The sequence below is a fragment of the Nonomuraea sp. NPDC059007 genome, from assembly GCF_042740555.1.
In the GTDB taxonomy this organism is placed as follows: domain Bacteria; phylum Actinomycetota; class Actinomycetes; order Streptosporangiales; family Streptosporangiaceae; genus Nonomuraea.
Map to the genome: position 1 here is coordinate 22,331 of NZ_JBHYJD010000009.1, position 12,925 is coordinate 35,255.

Annotated in this window: 15 protein-coding genes; 9 read left to right on the top strand and 6 right to left on the bottom strand. The window is 72.0% G+C overall.

The window, feature by feature from the left end:
* Nucleotides 1–6: 6 nt before the first annotated feature.
* Nucleotides 7–1,542, top strand: coding sequence for an aldehyde dehydrogenase family protein (locus ACFWY5_RS16510; protein WP_379622068.1), 1,536 nt, complete (start codon nucleotides 7–9; stop codon nucleotides 1,540–1,542).
* A 179-nt stretch (nucleotides 1,543–1,721) separates the two neighbouring features.
* Here the strand turns inward: ACFWY5_RS16510 and ACFWY5_RS16515 are convergent, their stop codons facing one another.
* Nucleotides 1,722–2,111, bottom strand: coding sequence for a DUF6703 family protein (locus ACFWY5_RS16515; protein WP_379622070.1), 390 nt, complete (start codon nucleotides 2,109–2,111; stop codon nucleotides 1,722–1,724).
* 385 nt (nucleotides 2,112–2,496) lie between these two features.
* On the opposite strand from ACFWY5_RS16515, the gene ACFWY5_RS16520 reads away from it, so the two are divergent.
* The 3 genes from ACFWY5_RS16520 (at nucleotide 2,497) to ACFWY5_RS16530 (ending at nucleotide 5,503) form a co-directional block, all read left to right on the top strand.
* Entirely contained in the window at nucleotides 2,497–3,726 is a 1,230-nt protein-coding gene (locus ACFWY5_RS16520) for a BtrH N-terminal domain-containing protein (RefSeq protein ID WP_379622072.1), read from the top strand.
* Nucleotides 3,727–3,738: 12 nt separating this feature from the next.
* On the top strand, nucleotides 3,739–4,029 hold the full coding sequence (locus tag ACFWY5_RS16525; RefSeq protein WP_184966420.1) for an antibiotic biosynthesis monooxygenase family protein: 291 nt from the start codon (nucleotides 3,739–3,741) through the stop codon (nucleotides 4,027–4,029).
* A gap of 88 nt (nucleotides 4,030–4,117) precedes the next feature.
* Nucleotides 4,118–5,503 carry a glycine--tRNA ligase gene (locus tag ACFWY5_RS16530; RefSeq protein ID WP_379622074.1) on the top strand — a complete coding sequence of 462 codons (1,386 nt, stop codon included), beginning with the start codon at nucleotides 4,118–4,120 and terminating at the stop codon, nucleotides 5,501–5,503.
* A 237-nt stretch (nucleotides 5,504–5,740) separates the two neighbouring features.
* Here the strand turns inward: ACFWY5_RS16530 and ACFWY5_RS16535 are convergent, their stop codons facing one another.
* The 5 genes from ACFWY5_RS16535 to ACFWY5_RS16555 form a co-directional block, all read right to left on the bottom strand.
* On the bottom strand, nucleotides 5,741–6,133 hold the full coding sequence (locus tag ACFWY5_RS16535; protein WP_379632696.1) for a hypothetical protein: 393 nt from the start codon (nucleotides 6,131–6,133) through the stop codon (nucleotides 5,741–5,743).
* The gene (locus ACFWY5_RS16540) at nucleotides 6,126–6,380 is read right to left on the bottom strand and encodes an Ada metal-binding domain-containing protein (RefSeq protein WP_379622078.1); all 255 of its coding nucleotides are present in this window, start codon (nucleotides 6,378–6,380) and stop codon (nucleotides 6,126–6,128) included. The genes ACFWY5_RS16535 and ACFWY5_RS16540 overlap by 8 nt, the downstream gene beginning before the upstream one ends.
* Nucleotides 6,377–7,114, bottom strand: coding sequence for a 2OG-Fe(II) oxygenase (locus ACFWY5_RS16545; RefSeq protein ID WP_379622080.1), 738 nt, complete (start codon nucleotides 7,112–7,114; stop codon nucleotides 6,377–6,379). Before ACFWY5_RS16545 ends, ACFWY5_RS16540 begins: the two co-directional genes overlap by 4 nt.
* Before the next feature lie 9 nt (nucleotides 7,115–7,123).
* Nucleotides 7,124–7,600 (bottom strand): methylated-DNA--[protein]-cysteine S-methyltransferase, encoded by a 477-nt coding sequence (locus ACFWY5_RS16550; protein ID WP_379632698.1) that lies wholly within the window; start codon nucleotides 7,598–7,600, stop codon nucleotides 7,124–7,126.
* A gap of 110 nt (nucleotides 7,601–7,710) precedes the next feature.
* Nucleotides 7,711–8,643: a dienelactone hydrolase family protein gene (locus tag ACFWY5_RS16555; protein ID WP_379632700.1), complete on the bottom strand. Its 933-nt coding sequence runs from the start codon at nucleotides 8,641–8,643 to the stop codon at nucleotides 7,711–7,713.
* A 308-nt stretch (nucleotides 8,644–8,951) separates the two neighbouring features.
* Between ACFWY5_RS16555 and ACFWY5_RS16560 the strand changes: the two genes are divergently transcribed.
* From ACFWY5_RS16560 to ACFWY5_RS16580, 5 genes are all read left to right on the top strand, one after another.
* The gene (locus ACFWY5_RS16560) at nucleotides 8,952–9,143 is read left to right on the top strand and encodes a hypothetical protein (RefSeq protein WP_379632702.1); all 192 of its coding nucleotides are present in this window, start codon (nucleotides 8,952–8,954) and stop codon (nucleotides 9,141–9,143) included.
* A complete protein-coding gene (locus ACFWY5_RS16565; RefSeq protein WP_379632704.1) occupies nucleotides 9,140–10,216 on the top strand; it encodes an AAA family ATPase in 1,077 nt (358 codons plus the stop codon). Before ACFWY5_RS16560 ends, ACFWY5_RS16565 begins: the two co-directional genes overlap by 4 nt.
* On the top strand, nucleotides 10,213–11,154 hold the full coding sequence (locus tag ACFWY5_RS16570; protein WP_379632706.1) for a DUF58 domain-containing protein: 942 nt from the start codon (nucleotides 10,213–10,215) through the stop codon (nucleotides 11,152–11,154). Before ACFWY5_RS16565 ends, ACFWY5_RS16570 begins: the two co-directional genes overlap by 4 nt.
* Nucleotides 11,151–12,092, top strand: a complete 942-nt coding sequence (locus tag ACFWY5_RS16575) for a VWA domain-containing protein (RefSeq protein ID WP_379622092.1) — start codon at nucleotides 11,151–11,153, stop codon at nucleotides 12,090–12,092. The genes ACFWY5_RS16570 and ACFWY5_RS16575 overlap by 4 nt, the downstream gene beginning before the upstream one ends.
* A gap of 128 nt (nucleotides 12,093–12,220) precedes the next feature.
* Nucleotides 12,221–12,925, top strand: coding sequence for a S1C family serine protease (locus ACFWY5_RS16580; protein ID WP_379632708.1), 705 nt, complete (start codon nucleotides 12,221–12,223; stop codon nucleotides 12,923–12,925).

A 12,925-nucleotide genomic window follows, 5' to 3' on the forward strand; every position in this document is an offset into this window, starting at 1 on the left:
GGCCAGATGCGGATCAAACCGGGCACAGCCTGGCAGGACACTTACGACAGATGCTGTACGGCGGCGCCGGAGGCGTTCCACGACGACAGGGTGCTCAACCACTGGGGCGGCTTCTGGCACCGCGACGGCCGCCCCGACACCCCGGTCTTCTCGCCGATCGACGGCACCGCCATCGCCGTCCCGCCCAGGCTGGACCGTTCGGGCGCGGGCCGCGCGGTGGCCGGCGCCGAGTCCGAGCACCGGCAGTGGCGGCACGTGCCGGTGGCCGAGCGCAAGGCCCGTGTCACGGCCGCCGTCGAGGCGATGGCCGAGCATCGCGACCTGCTCGCGATGCTGCTCGTGTGGGAGATCGGCAAGCCGTGGAAGACGGCCTGCGCCGACGTGGACCGCTGCCTGGACGGCGTGCGCTGGTACGTCGGGGAGATCGACCGCATGACCGCCGGGCGCACCCCGCTGCCCGGCCCGGTCAGCAACATCGCGAGCTGGAACTACCCGATGAGCGTGCTCATGCACGCGATGCTGGTCCAGGCGCTGGCCGGGAACGCGGTGATCGCCAAGACGCCCACCGACGGCGGTCTTGCCTGCCTCACGCTCGCCTGTGCGCTGGCCGTACGGGAGGGGCTGCCGTTCACGCTGGTCAGCGGGGGCGGGGCGGCGCTGTCGCCGGTGCTGGTGGGCGGGCGGGCACTGGGGTGCGTGTCATTCGTGGGCGGCAGGGACGCGGGGGCCCAGGTGGCGACCTCGCTGGCCGACGTCGAGCGGCGGCACGTACTGGAGCAGGAGGGTCTCAACTGCTGGGGCGTCTGGGAGTACTCGGGGTGGGAGCTGCTCACGCGGCAGATCCGCGCGTCCTTCGACTACGCCAAGCAGCGGTGCACCGCTTATCCGCGCTTCGTCGTACAGCGTGAGCTTTTTCCGGACTTCCTGGCCGCTTACCTGGAAGCGGTGGGATCGTTGCGGTTCGGGCATCCGCTGGCGGTGGAGTCGCCGGAGGACCCGTTGCCGCAGCTCGACTTCGGCCCGCTCATCAACGCGGCGAAGGCGGCCGAGTTGGCAGGTCAGGTGGACCAGGCGATCGCAAGGGGTGGCGTGCCGTTGTACCGGGCGCGGCTGTCCGACGGACACTTCCTGCCGAACCAGGATATTTCCGCTTACTTCGCGCCGACGGCGATCCTCAACCCGCCCCGCTCCTCACCCCTGCACCACGCCGAGCCGTTCGGGCCCGTCGACACCATGATGCTCGTGGACACCGAGGCCGAGCTCCTGGCCGCCATGAACGCCAGCAACGGCGCCCTGGTCGCCACCCTGTCCTGCGACGACGAGGAGACCTTCGCCCGGATCTCGCCCGAGGTGCGGGCCTTCAAGGTCGGCCACAACAAGCCGCGTTCGCGTGGGGACCGGGACGAGCTGTTCGGCGGCCTGGGGGCGTCGTGGCGCGGCGCCTTCGTCGGCGGCGACCTCCTGGTCCGGGCCGTGACCACCGGCCCGGAAGGCGAACGCCTGCCCGGCAACTTCCCCACCTACACCCTGCTCGCCAGTTGACCCCACCCCGCGCCGCTCCCGGCCGGAAACCCCGGCCGGGACGCGCACACGCGCCGACCTGCGACGCGTGGGCCCGGACGTGCGCGTTCTGGCGACGCACGGTCAGCGAGGTGGCCCTGCAAGGACGTGGATAGCGGGAGCGTGGGCGGTTGGGGCGCGGGAGTGGATGGCGTGGCTGGTCAGAAGGCGCCGAAACGGCTGGCCACGACCAGGAGCAGGAACGTCAGCATGGCCACCCGCAGCAGCTTGCCGCCGGTGCCGAGCGACGGCCACGACAGGTACGCCAGAAGTCCCACGAAGGCGACCACCGGCAGCACCGCCACCCCGCCCAGCCAGTTCTGCACGGCGAACCCCGCCAGCAGCAACACGACCATGACCACCGGCGTGATCCAGCGCGGAACCTGCGTGAACAGATAGGCCATGGGAGTGGCGCTGCGTTGCTCCACGGCCTTGCGCAGGCCGGTCGCGCCGGGCGTGAAAAACCGCTCACCGGGCGGCAGCGGGCGCTTGGCCTTGGCCGCCGCCCTGGGCTGGGCCAGCGGATGCCTGCGGTCATTGTCTTGGGCCACGGCCCGAGCCTAACCCTCCAACCCCCAACCCCGCCCCCACCAACCCCAACTCCCCGAACCCCGTCGCCCCGGTTCCTGACGCCCTGGATCTCGCCTCCCCTCCGGCCGTCCCGGCCGGCTCCGAGGCGGGCGGCAAGCTCGCAGGGGGTGACCGGGTCGCGCGTGACAGGAGCCAGTGGGGTCCCTAGGATGGACGGCACGGCGACTCCCAGCGCCGCACCTCCTGAAAGCGAGCATCCACGCTGCCCGCCGAGCACCACGGAGGCAAAGGGGACGCAGGCGCCTCGGGGGGAACGAATCTTCGGCATAGCCCAGAGCATCGCGGCGGCCGGGGTCGGCGGGCGTGGACCGGGCCCCTGCGCGACCGCGGACACGGACACCGGTTATGACCGACAAGAAGCAGCTCAAGGCCCGCATCCGGGCACGCATGGCGAAGACCGGCGAGAGCTACACCACCGCCAGACGGCACACGCTCGGCGCTCAGGGGACGCCCGACGACCACGGGTGGGAGTTCAGGGGCGGGCAGCATCCCAGCACGGCGGTCGTGTCGCGGCTCACGGGGGTTCCCGAGCCGCTGGTGCTCCTGGCCGGTGGCGGGATCGGGGCCGGATACATCCTCTGGGAGTTCAAGCGGCACAACAGCGCCGCCCTGGTCATGGCCTTCCTCAACCAGTGGCAGTACTACGACCGCTGGATGACCAAGACGCTCGACCGGCTCGGCGTGCCGTACACGCACCACACGACGGGCGGCGCCAAGGGGGCGGCGCGGCGGATGGCGGAGGAGCTCGACGCGGGGCGGCCGTGCGTGGTGCTGCCCGACCGCTATCACATCGGCTACTGGCGGCTGCCGAAGGAGCTCGACGGGTACGGCGGGCACCCCGTCATCGCCTACCGCAGGGATGGCGGGTACGTGCATGTCGACGACCGGGGCAGCGGGCCGATCCTGGTGCCGGAGGAGCGGATGGAGGCGGCCAGGGGGCGGGTCACCTCGTACAAGAACAGTCTGTATGTGCTGGGAGAGCCGCCTGCCCAGGTCGACGTGGCGGGGGCGGTGCTCGAGGGGCTCAGGGACTGCGTGGAGCACCTGTCGTCGGCGTCCGACTCGTTCTCGCTGCCGGCCTGGCGCAAGTGGAGCCGCCTGCTCACCGACGAGCGCAACGCCAAGGGGTGGCCGAAGGTGTTCGGGGACGGCACGCGGCTTGCGGGGGCGCTGCTGTCGATCTGGGAGTGCGTCGAGCCGGTGGGCATCGACGGCGGGAACCTGCGCGACCTGTTCGCCGACGGGCTCGACGCGGCGGCCGGGCTGCTCCAGAGGGAGGAACTGGGGGAGTCGGCGGCCGAGTTCCGGCGGATTCATGGGATGTGGCATGAGATGGCGGAGACGGCGGTGCCGTATGAGGAGTTCGGGCGGATCCGGGAGCTGACGGTGGCGGTCCGTGAGGCGGTGCTGTCGGACGGCGCGGCCCGCGAGGAGGACGCGGAGGAGCTGTGGCGGCTGCGGGCGGAAGCCGATCGCGCGCCGAGAAAGGTGGATTTCTCCGCAATCGCCGAACGGGTGAGCGCGATCCATGCGGCGGAGTCCGCCGCGATCGCGCGGCTGCGGGAGATCGTCTGACATTCTAAGAAGGTGCTCGCCGTCATTCGCTACATGGTTCCGGAAGCTCAGTCCCAAGAGTTCCTCAAGCAAGGTCAGAACATCGTCGACACCCTGCGCGCCCAGCCGGGATTCCTCCGCGGGAGGCTGGCGCGTTCCGTCGACGAGCCGAACCTGTGGGCGCTGGTGAGCGAATGGGAGGGCGCGGGCTACTACCGCCGCGCCCTTTCGGCCGCGAAGATGGCGATGTATCCGTTGATGATTCTCATGGTCAACGAGCCGAGTGCCTTCGAGGACATCTACGTATCCGGACAAGAGGAATAGTCGCGCGCGAGGGCGACCGGACGTCCCCTAAGCTGGGACCTCATCCGTTTCCCCTCGCCGACCTCCAGCCGGAAAGAGACCCATCCTCATGGCACGCCGTACAGACGTCATGGACACCATCGTCAGCCTCGCCAAGCGCCGCGGGCTCGTCTACCCGTCGAGCGAGATCTACGGAGGCCTCCGTGCGTCATGGGACTACGGTCCGCTGGGCGTGGAGCTGAAGAACAACGTCAAGCGGCAGTGGTGGCAGTCCATGGTGCAGGCCCGCGACGACGTGGTGGGCCTCGACTCGTGCGTCATCCTGGCCCGCGAGGTGTGGCAGGCCTCCGGCCACGTGGAGACGTTCACCGACCCGCTGACCGAGTGCCAGTCGTGCCACAAGCGGTTCCGGGCCGACCACCTCGTCGAGTCGTACGAGGAGAAGAACGGCAAGGCCCCCGAGAACGGCCTGGCCGACATCACCTGCCCCAACTGCGGCAACAAGGGCGCCTTCACCGAGCCGCGGCAGTTCAGCGGCCTGCTGAAGACCTATCTCGGCCCGGTCGAGGACGAGTCCGGCCTGGCCTTCCTGCGCCCCGAGACCGCGCAGGGCATCTTCATCAACTACCTCAACGTGCAGCAGTCGGCGCGCAAGAAGATCCCGTTCGGCATCGGCCAGATCGGCAAGTCGTTCCGCAACGAGATCACGCCGGGCAACTTCATCTTCCGCACCCGCGAGTTCGAGCAGATGGAGATGGAGTTCTTCGTCAAGCCCGGCAGCGACGAGGAGTGGCACCAGTACTGGATCGACGAGCGCTACCGCTGGTACTCCGACCTGGGCATCAACAAGGACAACCTGCGCCTGTACGAGCACCCCAAGGACAAGCTGTCCCACTACTCCAAGCGCACCGTCGACATCGAGTACCGTTTCAACTTCACCGGCTCCGAGTGGGGTGAGCTCGAAGGCGTCGCCAACCGCACCGACTTCGACCTCACCGCCCACGGCAAGGCCTCCGGCGTCGACCTGTCCTTCTTCGAGCAGGACACCGGCGAGCGCTACGTGCCCTACGTCATCGAGCCCGCGGCCGGTGTCGACCGGGCCACGCTGACGTTCCTGCTCGACGCCTACACCGAGGACGAGGCGCCCAACGCCAAGGGCGTCATGGAGAAGCGCACGGTCATGCGCCTCGACCACCGCCTCGCGCCGGTCAAGGCCGCGGTGCTGCCGCTGTCGCGCAACGCCGACCTGTCGCCGAAGGCCCGCGACCTCGCCGCCCAGCTGCGCCGCCGCTGGAACGTCGAGTTCGACGACGCCGGGGCGATCGGCCGCCGCTACCGCCGCCAGGACGAGATCGGCACGCCGTTCTGCATCACGGTCGACTTCGACACCCTGGAGGACCAGGCGGTGACGATCCGCGAGCGCGACTCGATGGCGCAGCAGCGCATCGCGCTCGACCAGGTCGACTCCTACCTCCGCCAGCACCTCAACGACTGAGGTCCCGCCAGACATACGAGGGCGTCCGGCTTCCCGCCGGGCGCCCTCCCGCGCTTTCTCCGGTCCGGCGCACGCCCTCCCGATGCGGTGCTTTTTCGGTACGGCGGGCCGCGGCGTCAGAGCCCTCGTGGTCCGGGTGGTCAGGGGCTCGCGGGTCCGGGTCACGGGCTGCCGGGGTTTGGGGCGGTCAGGGGCTCGCGGGGTCTGGAGTCACGGGCTGCCGGGGTTTTGCGGTGGTCAGGGGCTCGCGAGGTCTGAGGTCATGGACTGCCGGGGTCCGGGGCTCGCGGGGGCGATCAGGGTGCGGGCCGGGTCCCAGGTGGTGTGCCGCAGGAGGCGGGAGCGCATGCCCGCCCACCCGGCCGGCCCGGCGATCACCACCCACGCGTCCGGCTCACCCGAGGCGAACCGGCGGGCCTGCCGCAGCCACGAGGCGGCCTCCTCCGGCCAGCTCACGACCTCGCCCACCACCCCGCCCCCGGCCTCCCACTCCCGGACGAACCGTTCGGCCGCCGCCACGGACCCGGGGTCGCGGCCGTGCCCCACGGTGACGGTCACCACCCCGGGAACCTGCCACTTCAACAGCCCGGCGAGCTCCGCCACGTCCCTGACCTGTCCTGGCTCAACCACTCTTCCTCCACTTCCGGTACTTCTCGGGCAGGCACACCGCGCACGGCCGGTACCCCGCCGCCAGCGCGGCCGGCTCGTCGGCGAAGAAGACCCGGTGCCGGACGTACCCGCCCGCGGCGATGGCCCGCAGTGCGGACGGGCAGTCCAGCCGCCCGTAGATGCGCCGTCGCCGGTAACCGCCGAGCGTCCCTGGCGACGGGCCGAGGTAGGTGCGGCCGTCGGCCCCGGTCAGCACGTAGGAGCTCATGTGGCGTCGTGGAAGACCAGGCCCAGGGTGTGCCGCAGGCCCGAGCGGACCGTGCTCACGCCGTGCCGTACCGGTGCGGCCGACCAGCCGCGGGCCGATCTCACCGGGCGGTCGCGGGTGGTGAACACCAGGCCGTGGCCCTGCGGCAGCATGGTGACCGTGCCACGCGACTGGGCCCGGGGCCGCTGCTCCACCAGCAGGAACTCGCCGCCGGTGTAGTCGGCGCCGGGCACGTCCAGGCCGACGACCACCTGGAGCGGGAAGACCAGGTCGCCGTAGAGGTCCCGGTGCAGGGCGTTCCAGTCGCCCTCGCCGTACTTGAGCAGGATCGGTGTGGGTTTGAGCTGACCGGCGGCGTGGCAGCGTTCCAGCCACTCGCCGAACTCCTCCGGCCAGGTGGAAGCCCATCCGAGCCGGGCCGCCCACTCGCGGGCGATGGGCAGCAGCCGGGGGTAGAGCGTCTCCCGCAGCGCCGCCACCACCTCGGGGAACGGCTCCCGGAAGTACCGGTACTGCCCTGAACCGAAGCGGTAGCGCGCCATGTCGATCGTCGAGCGGAAGCGGGCCACGTCGTCGTACAGACCGGCGATCTCCCGGCATTCCGCCGCCGTCAGCAGCGGGCCGGTGAGCCCGCAGCCGTGGGCGTCGACCTCGCGGGCGACCGCGGGCCAGTCGGTCGCCGCGACCCGGTCCCGGATCGCGGCGTCGTGGGTTCTGTCCTGGATGTCGGTCATGATCGTCCTTCAGATGAGCGCCGGCTGGAGGGCGCCCTCGTGGGTGAGCAGGAACCGCTTGCGCTCGATCCCGGCCGCGTAGCCGGTCAGCGCGCCGCCCGCGCCGATGACGCGGTGGCACGGCCGTACGATCAGCAGGGGGTTGGCCCCCACCGCCGCGCCGACCGCGCGGATGCGGTCGCGCGGCGCGCCGATGCGCGCGGCGATCTCGCCGTAGGTGGTCGTCTTCCCGTACGGCACGGCCGCGACCTCGGCCCAGACGCGGTGCTGGAACGCGGTCCCGGACGGCCGCAGGTCGAGGTCGAAGGCGGTGCGGTCCCCGGCGAAGTACTCGGCGAACTGCCGCACCGCCTCGGCGAAGGGCGCGTCGTCCCTGGTGGCCCCGTTCGGCACGGCCGTGCCCACCTTGACGGAGGTCAGCGCCCCGTCGCTGCCGGTGAGGACGATCTCGCCGATCGGGCTGTCGATGGTGGTGTAGATGCTCATGTTGAGTAGAACACCGGCGAGGGCGGAAATGAGGCGCGGTTTTCGGACTTCGTGCTGGTCACCCGGCCGCGGGAGGCGGCGGCTACTCGACCGGGCCGGGTGACGTCCCCTCAGCCGAGGTGGCTGCCGAACCAGCCGAGCAGCCGATCCCACGCCTGCGCCGCGGCCGCCGGGTTGAAGCGCTGGCCGGTGTCGTTGAAGAACGCGTGCCCGGCGCCCTTGAACGTGGCGATCTCGTGCGTGAGACCGGCCTTCTCCAGGGCAGCCCGCGCGGCGTCGCGGGTGGCGTTGACCCGGTCGTCCTGCTCGGCGTAGACGCCGAGGACGGCCGCCTTCGTGCCGGTCATGTCGGCGCCCGCGGGCAGGGGGCCGTAGAACGGGACCGCGGCGGCAAGGCGCGGCTCGTTCGACGACAGCAGCAGCCAGGTCATGCCGCCGCCGAAGCAGAAGCCGACCATGCCCAGCTTGGCGCCCTCCGCCCGGTTCTGGAGCTCGCCCAGCGCGGCCTTCATGTCGGCGACGAACTGCTCCGGCGTGATCTCGCCCAGTTTGGCGGTGGCCTGCGCGGTGTCGGTGAAGGCGGCGGTGCCGCCGTCGCGGGAGAGCAGGTCGAGGGCGAGCGCGGAGTAGCCGCTCGCGGCCAGGCGCCCGGCGACGGATCGGGTGTGGTCGTTGAGGCCGCGGTTCTCGTGGATGACCAGGACCGCGCCCTTGGGGCTCGCGGCGGCTGCCCAGGCGCCCTGGAGCGCCGCGCCCTGCGGGCCGGGGAACGTGATGGCCTCGGTCTGCAGGGGAGAGGGGCCGACCGGTGTCCCCGAGGGGCTCGGCTGCGCGCTCGTCGGGGCCGGGGTCATGCCGGTGGCCGGTGTGCCCGGCGTGGCGGTGGGCGGGTCGGCGCCGCAGGCGGCCAGCAGCGCGCCGGCGGCGGGCAGGGTGAGCCCGAGCAGGCCCAGCCGCCTCAGGGCCTCGCGGCGCGGGATGAGTCCCTCGGCGTGGTCGAGGGCCACCTCTTCCGCGAGATACCGCTTGAAGGGTGACATCATGTCCGGACCGTACGCCGGGCCACCGAAAGCTCAGATAAAGGCCACGCCGGGCAATCCTCAAAGCTCGCGACAAGCCGCAAAAGCCCCCGGCAAGCCTCGGAGGTCGGGCAAGGCCGCTGTGCCGGCGATGGATCCTGTCTTCTCCGAGTATGGAGCGGGTTGAGGACGGCGCGGGATATAGCCCCCGTAGGGCCTGTCGGGCGAAAAATCGTATAAAGGCGTGCGTTACGGCAGCTTTCGCGGGTTGTTGGTGACATGGGCGATGACATCGGGAGTCGTCCTGATGCTCATCCCGCGAAAGGAACAGCATGTTGCTTCGCATATCGCGTAATGCTTCCGGGCACCGGCGGACACGCCTGCCACGCCTGGCGGCGCTGGCGCTGGCCGGTGGGGCGGTCCTGGCCACCACCGGCGCCGCCCACGCCGCCGCCCCCGCACCCGAGCCGGTCGAGCTAAGGCTCGTGCTGAACGACTGCCCCGACGACAAGGTCCAGCCGTGACCCAGGGGCCGGACGATGCCCGGGAGGACACCGCCCTGCTGGAGAGCGCGCTCTTCGCCGTCAAGCGGGTGATCGTCGGCCAGGACCACATGGTCGAGCGCCTGCTCGTGGCGGTGCTGGCGCGCGGCCACTGCCTGCTCGAAGGCGTCCCCGGCATCGCCAAGACGCTCGCCGCCGAGACGATGGCCAAGGTGGTGGGCGGTACGTTCGCCAGGATCCAGTTCACGCCCGACCTGGTCCCGTCGGACATCGTCGGCACCCGGATCTACCGCCCCTCCACCGAGAGCTTCGACGTCGAACTCGGCCCGGTCATGGCCAACCTGCTGCTGGCCGACGAGATCAACCGCGCCCCGGCCAAGGTGCAGTCGGCCCTGCTGGAGATCATGGCCGAGCGGCAGGTGAGCATCGGCGGCGTCACGCACCCGGTGCCCGCGCCGTTCCTGGTGCTGGCCACCCAGAACCCCATCGAGTCGGAAGGCGTCTACCACCTGCCCGAGGCGCAGCGGGACCGGTTCCTCATGAAGATCGACGTGGGCTATCCCAGCGAATCGGAGGAGCTGGCGATCGTCTACCGCATGAGCGTGGACCCGCCGCGGGCGCGGGCGATCCTGGACCCGGCCCGGGTGATCGCGCTGCAGCGGCGCGCCGACCGGGTGTTCGTGCACCACGCGGTCGCCGAGTACGCGGTCCGCCTCGTCTACGCCACCCGGGCCCCGGCCCGCTACGCCGTACCCGACGTGGAGCGGTTGCTGGCCTTCGGCGCCAGCCCGCGCGCCACGCTGGGCCTGCTGGCGGCCGGTCGCGCGCTGGCCCTGCTGCGCGGCAGGGAGTACGTCCTGCCGGAGGACGTCGGGGACGTGGCGCACGACGTGATGGCGCACCGGCTGGTGCTGTCGTTCGACGCGCTGGCGGAGGGGGTCACGCCGCGTCAGCTGGTGGACCGCGTTCTGGGCGCCGTCCCGACGCCGGTGATCGCCCCTCAGACGGGCGGCGCGCCGCACCTGGGAACCGCCCAGAACCTGGAAACCGCCCAGAACCTGGCCCAGGCCCGGCGGGGGGAGTCGGCGGCATGATTCACGGGTACGAGCGGGCCGAGCCCGCGCTGCGCCGCCTGGAGCTGACGATCACCCGGCGGCTCGACGGCCTGCTGCAGGGCGACCATCTCGGCCTGCTGCCCGGTCCGGGAAGTGAGCTCGCCGAGGCGCGGCCGTACCAGGCGGGTGACGACGTGCGGCGGATCGACTGGAACGTCACCGCGCGCACCGCCGAGCCCCACGTGCGCGACGTGGTCGCCGACCGCGAGCTGGAGCTGTGGGTGCTGCTGGACGCCAGCGCCAGCATGGACTTCGGCACCGCCGCCATGGAGAAGCGGGACCTGGCCCTGGCCGCGACGGCCGCGATCGGGTTCCTGACCCAGCGGACCGGCAACCGGATCGGCGCCCACCTCCTGCACGGCTCCGGCCTCAGGGCGTTGCCGGCCAGGACCGGCCGGCCGCACCTGATGGCGCTGCTGCAGGAGATCTTCACGATGCCGCGGGCCAGGCCGGGGACGAAGGCCGCCGTCCTGGGCGCGGCGGCGCATCGGCTGGGCCGGACCGTGGTGCGCCGCGGGCTGGTCGTGGTGGTCTCCGACTTCCTGGACCCGCCGGAGACATGGGAGCCGGAGCTGCGGCGGCTGGCCGTACGCCATCAGGTGCTCGCGGTCGAGGTGCTGGACCCGCGCGAGCTCGCGCTGCCCGACGTGGGGCTGCTCACGCTGATGGACCCGGAGACGGGCCGGCGGCGCGAGTACGCGACGGCCAGCGCCCGGCTGCGCCGCCGCTACGCCGAGGCCGCCGCCGGGCAGCGGGCCGGGATCGAGACGGCGCTGCGCCGGGCCCGCGCCGCGCACCTGCGGCTGCGCACCGACGGCGACTGGGTGCGCGACCTGGTGGAGCACGTGCTGCGCCAGCGCCGGCTGGCCCGGATGGGCGCGCGCGGGTCGTGGCAGGGAGGGGGCGGCGCCGCATGACGCTGATCTCTCCGGTCTGGCTGTGGCTGCTCGTGCCGGTCGCGCTGCTCGCGCTCGCCTACGTCCTGATGTCGGTACGGCGCAGCGCCTACGCGGTCCGCTTCACCAACCTCGACCTGCTGGACAAGGTGGCCCCGAAGCGCCCGCGCTGGCGGCGGCACGTTCCGGCCGGCGCGCTGCTGGGGATGTTCGCGCTGCTCGTGGTCGGTTTCGCCCGGCCCACGGCGGAGGTGCAGGTGCCCAGGGAGCGGGCCACGATCATGGTGGCGTTCGACGTGTCGGCCTCGATGGGCGCCACGGACGTCGCCCCGGACCGGTTCACGGCGGCGCGGGCGGCGGCGACGCAGTTCGTGCGCGGGTTGCCGGAGCGCTTCAACCTCGGGCTGGTGACGTTCTCGTCGGAGGCGTCGGTGGCGGTGCCGCCGACCACGGACCGGCAGGCCGTCTTCGGCGCGCTGGACCGCCTGACCACCTCCTCCGGCACCGCCATCGGCGATGCCGTCTACTCCTCGCTGGAGGCCATCGCCGGCGTGGACGGCGAGGCGGAGCCGCCGCCCGCGCACATCGTCCTGCTGTCGGACGGCTCCAACACCACCGGCCGCGGGATCCGCGAGGCCGCCGAGCAGGCCGCCGCGCGCGGCGTCCCGGTCACGACCATCGCGTACGGCACGCCTGGCGGCACCGTCGAGCTGCAGGGCAACCGGGTGCCGGTGCCCGTGGACGGCCCGGCGCTGCGCGAGCTGGCGGGAGCCGCGGGCGGCGGCTTCTACGAGGCGGCCAGCGGCGACGAACTGCAGGCCGTGTACGAGGACATCGGCACCTCGGTCGGCTACCGGACCGAACGGCAGGAGATCTGGATGTGGTTCGTCGCGGCGGGCCTGGTGGCGGCGCTGCTCGCGGCTGTCGGGTCCATGATCTGGTTCTCGAGGCTGCCATGACCGGGGCGCACAGGGGGCTGGGGACGCCGCGTGGGCCCGACTTCGTCTCGCCGCTGCTGGATCACGCGCCACCCCGGGAGGGGGCGGGAGCCGTACCGGCTGGGCGGGCTCCTCGCAGAGGAGTGCTGTTGCTCAGCGCGGTGCTCGTCGCCGGGCTGACCGGGGCGGTGGCCGGGTTCGCGGGCGCGGGGCTGGCGACGGGTCCGGCGCCGGTCACACTGCCCCGCGCGGCCCCCGCCGCGCCCAACACGACGGGACTGTCCGGTACGGCGGCGCGGCTGCTGCCGAGCGTGGTCTCGATCGATGTGGGCCGGGGCGGCGGTTCCGGCTTCATCGTGGACGGGGCCGGCCACATCATCACCAACGCGCACGTCGTCGGCGAGGCGAGCACGGTGAGCGTGGTGCTGAACGACGGTCGCAGGTTCTCCGCCAGAGTCCTGGGTGCTGATCAGGATGAGGATCTGGCGGTGCTGGAGGTGGCGGGCGTTACTGGGCTCGCGCCCGCCACCTTGGGCCGTTCGGCCGACCTGGCGGTCGGTGACCAGGTGCTGGCGATCGGTTCGCCGCTGGGCCTGTCGGGCACGGTGACGTCGGGCATCGTCAGCGCCCTCGACCGCCAGGTACGGCTGGGCGGCACCTCCCGCAGCGCGGTGCAGACCGACGCCTCCATCAATCCCGGCAATTCCGGCGGCCCGCTGGTCAACGCCCGCGGCGAGGTCGTCGGGGTGAACACGGCGATCGCGTCGGGCCGGGGCGGCGGCAACATCGGCATAGGCTTCGCGATCCCGATCGATCGCGCAGCTCCCATAGCCGAACAAATCATCAGAGACTAG

Bases quoted from the DNA above. Each gene is read 5' to 3' on its own strand.
- ACFWY5_RS16510 (WP_379622068.1), top strand. From the start codon at position 7: ATGCGGATCAAACCGGGCACAGCCTGGCAGGACACTTACGACAGATGC.
- ACFWY5_RS16520 (WP_379622072.1), top strand. From the start codon at position 2,497: ATGACCGACAAGAAGCAGCTCAAGGCCCGCATCCGGGCACGCATGGCG.
- ACFWY5_RS16530 (WP_379622074.1), top strand. From the start codon at position 4,118: ATGGCACGCCGTACAGACGTCATGGACACCATCGTCAGCCTCGCCAAG.
- ACFWY5_RS16540 (WP_379622078.1), bottom strand. From the start codon at position 6,380: ATGAGCTCCTACGTGCTGACCGGGGCCGACGGCCGCACCTACCTCGGC.
- ACFWY5_RS16545 (WP_379622080.1), bottom strand. From the start codon at position 7,114: ATGACCGACATCCAGGACAGAACCCACGACGCCGCGATCCGGGACCGG.
- ACFWY5_RS16550 (WP_379632698.1), bottom strand. From the start codon at position 7,600: ATGAGCATCTACACCACCATCGACAGCCCGATCGGCGAGATCGTCCTC.
- ACFWY5_RS16555 (WP_379632700.1), bottom strand. From the start codon at position 8,643: ATGATGTCACCCTTCAAGCGGTATCTCGCGGAAGAGGTGGCCCTCGAC.
- ACFWY5_RS16560 (WP_379632702.1), top strand. From the start codon at position 8,952: ATGTTGCTTCGCATATCGCGTAATGCTTCCGGGCACCGGCGGACACGC.
- ACFWY5_RS16570 (WP_379632706.1), top strand. From the start codon at position 10,213: ATGATTCACGGGTACGAGCGGGCCGAGCCCGCGCTGCGCCGCCTGGAG.
- ACFWY5_RS16575 (WP_379622092.1), top strand. From the start codon at position 11,151: ATGACGCTGATCTCTCCGGTCTGGCTGTGGCTGCTCGTGCCGGTCGCG.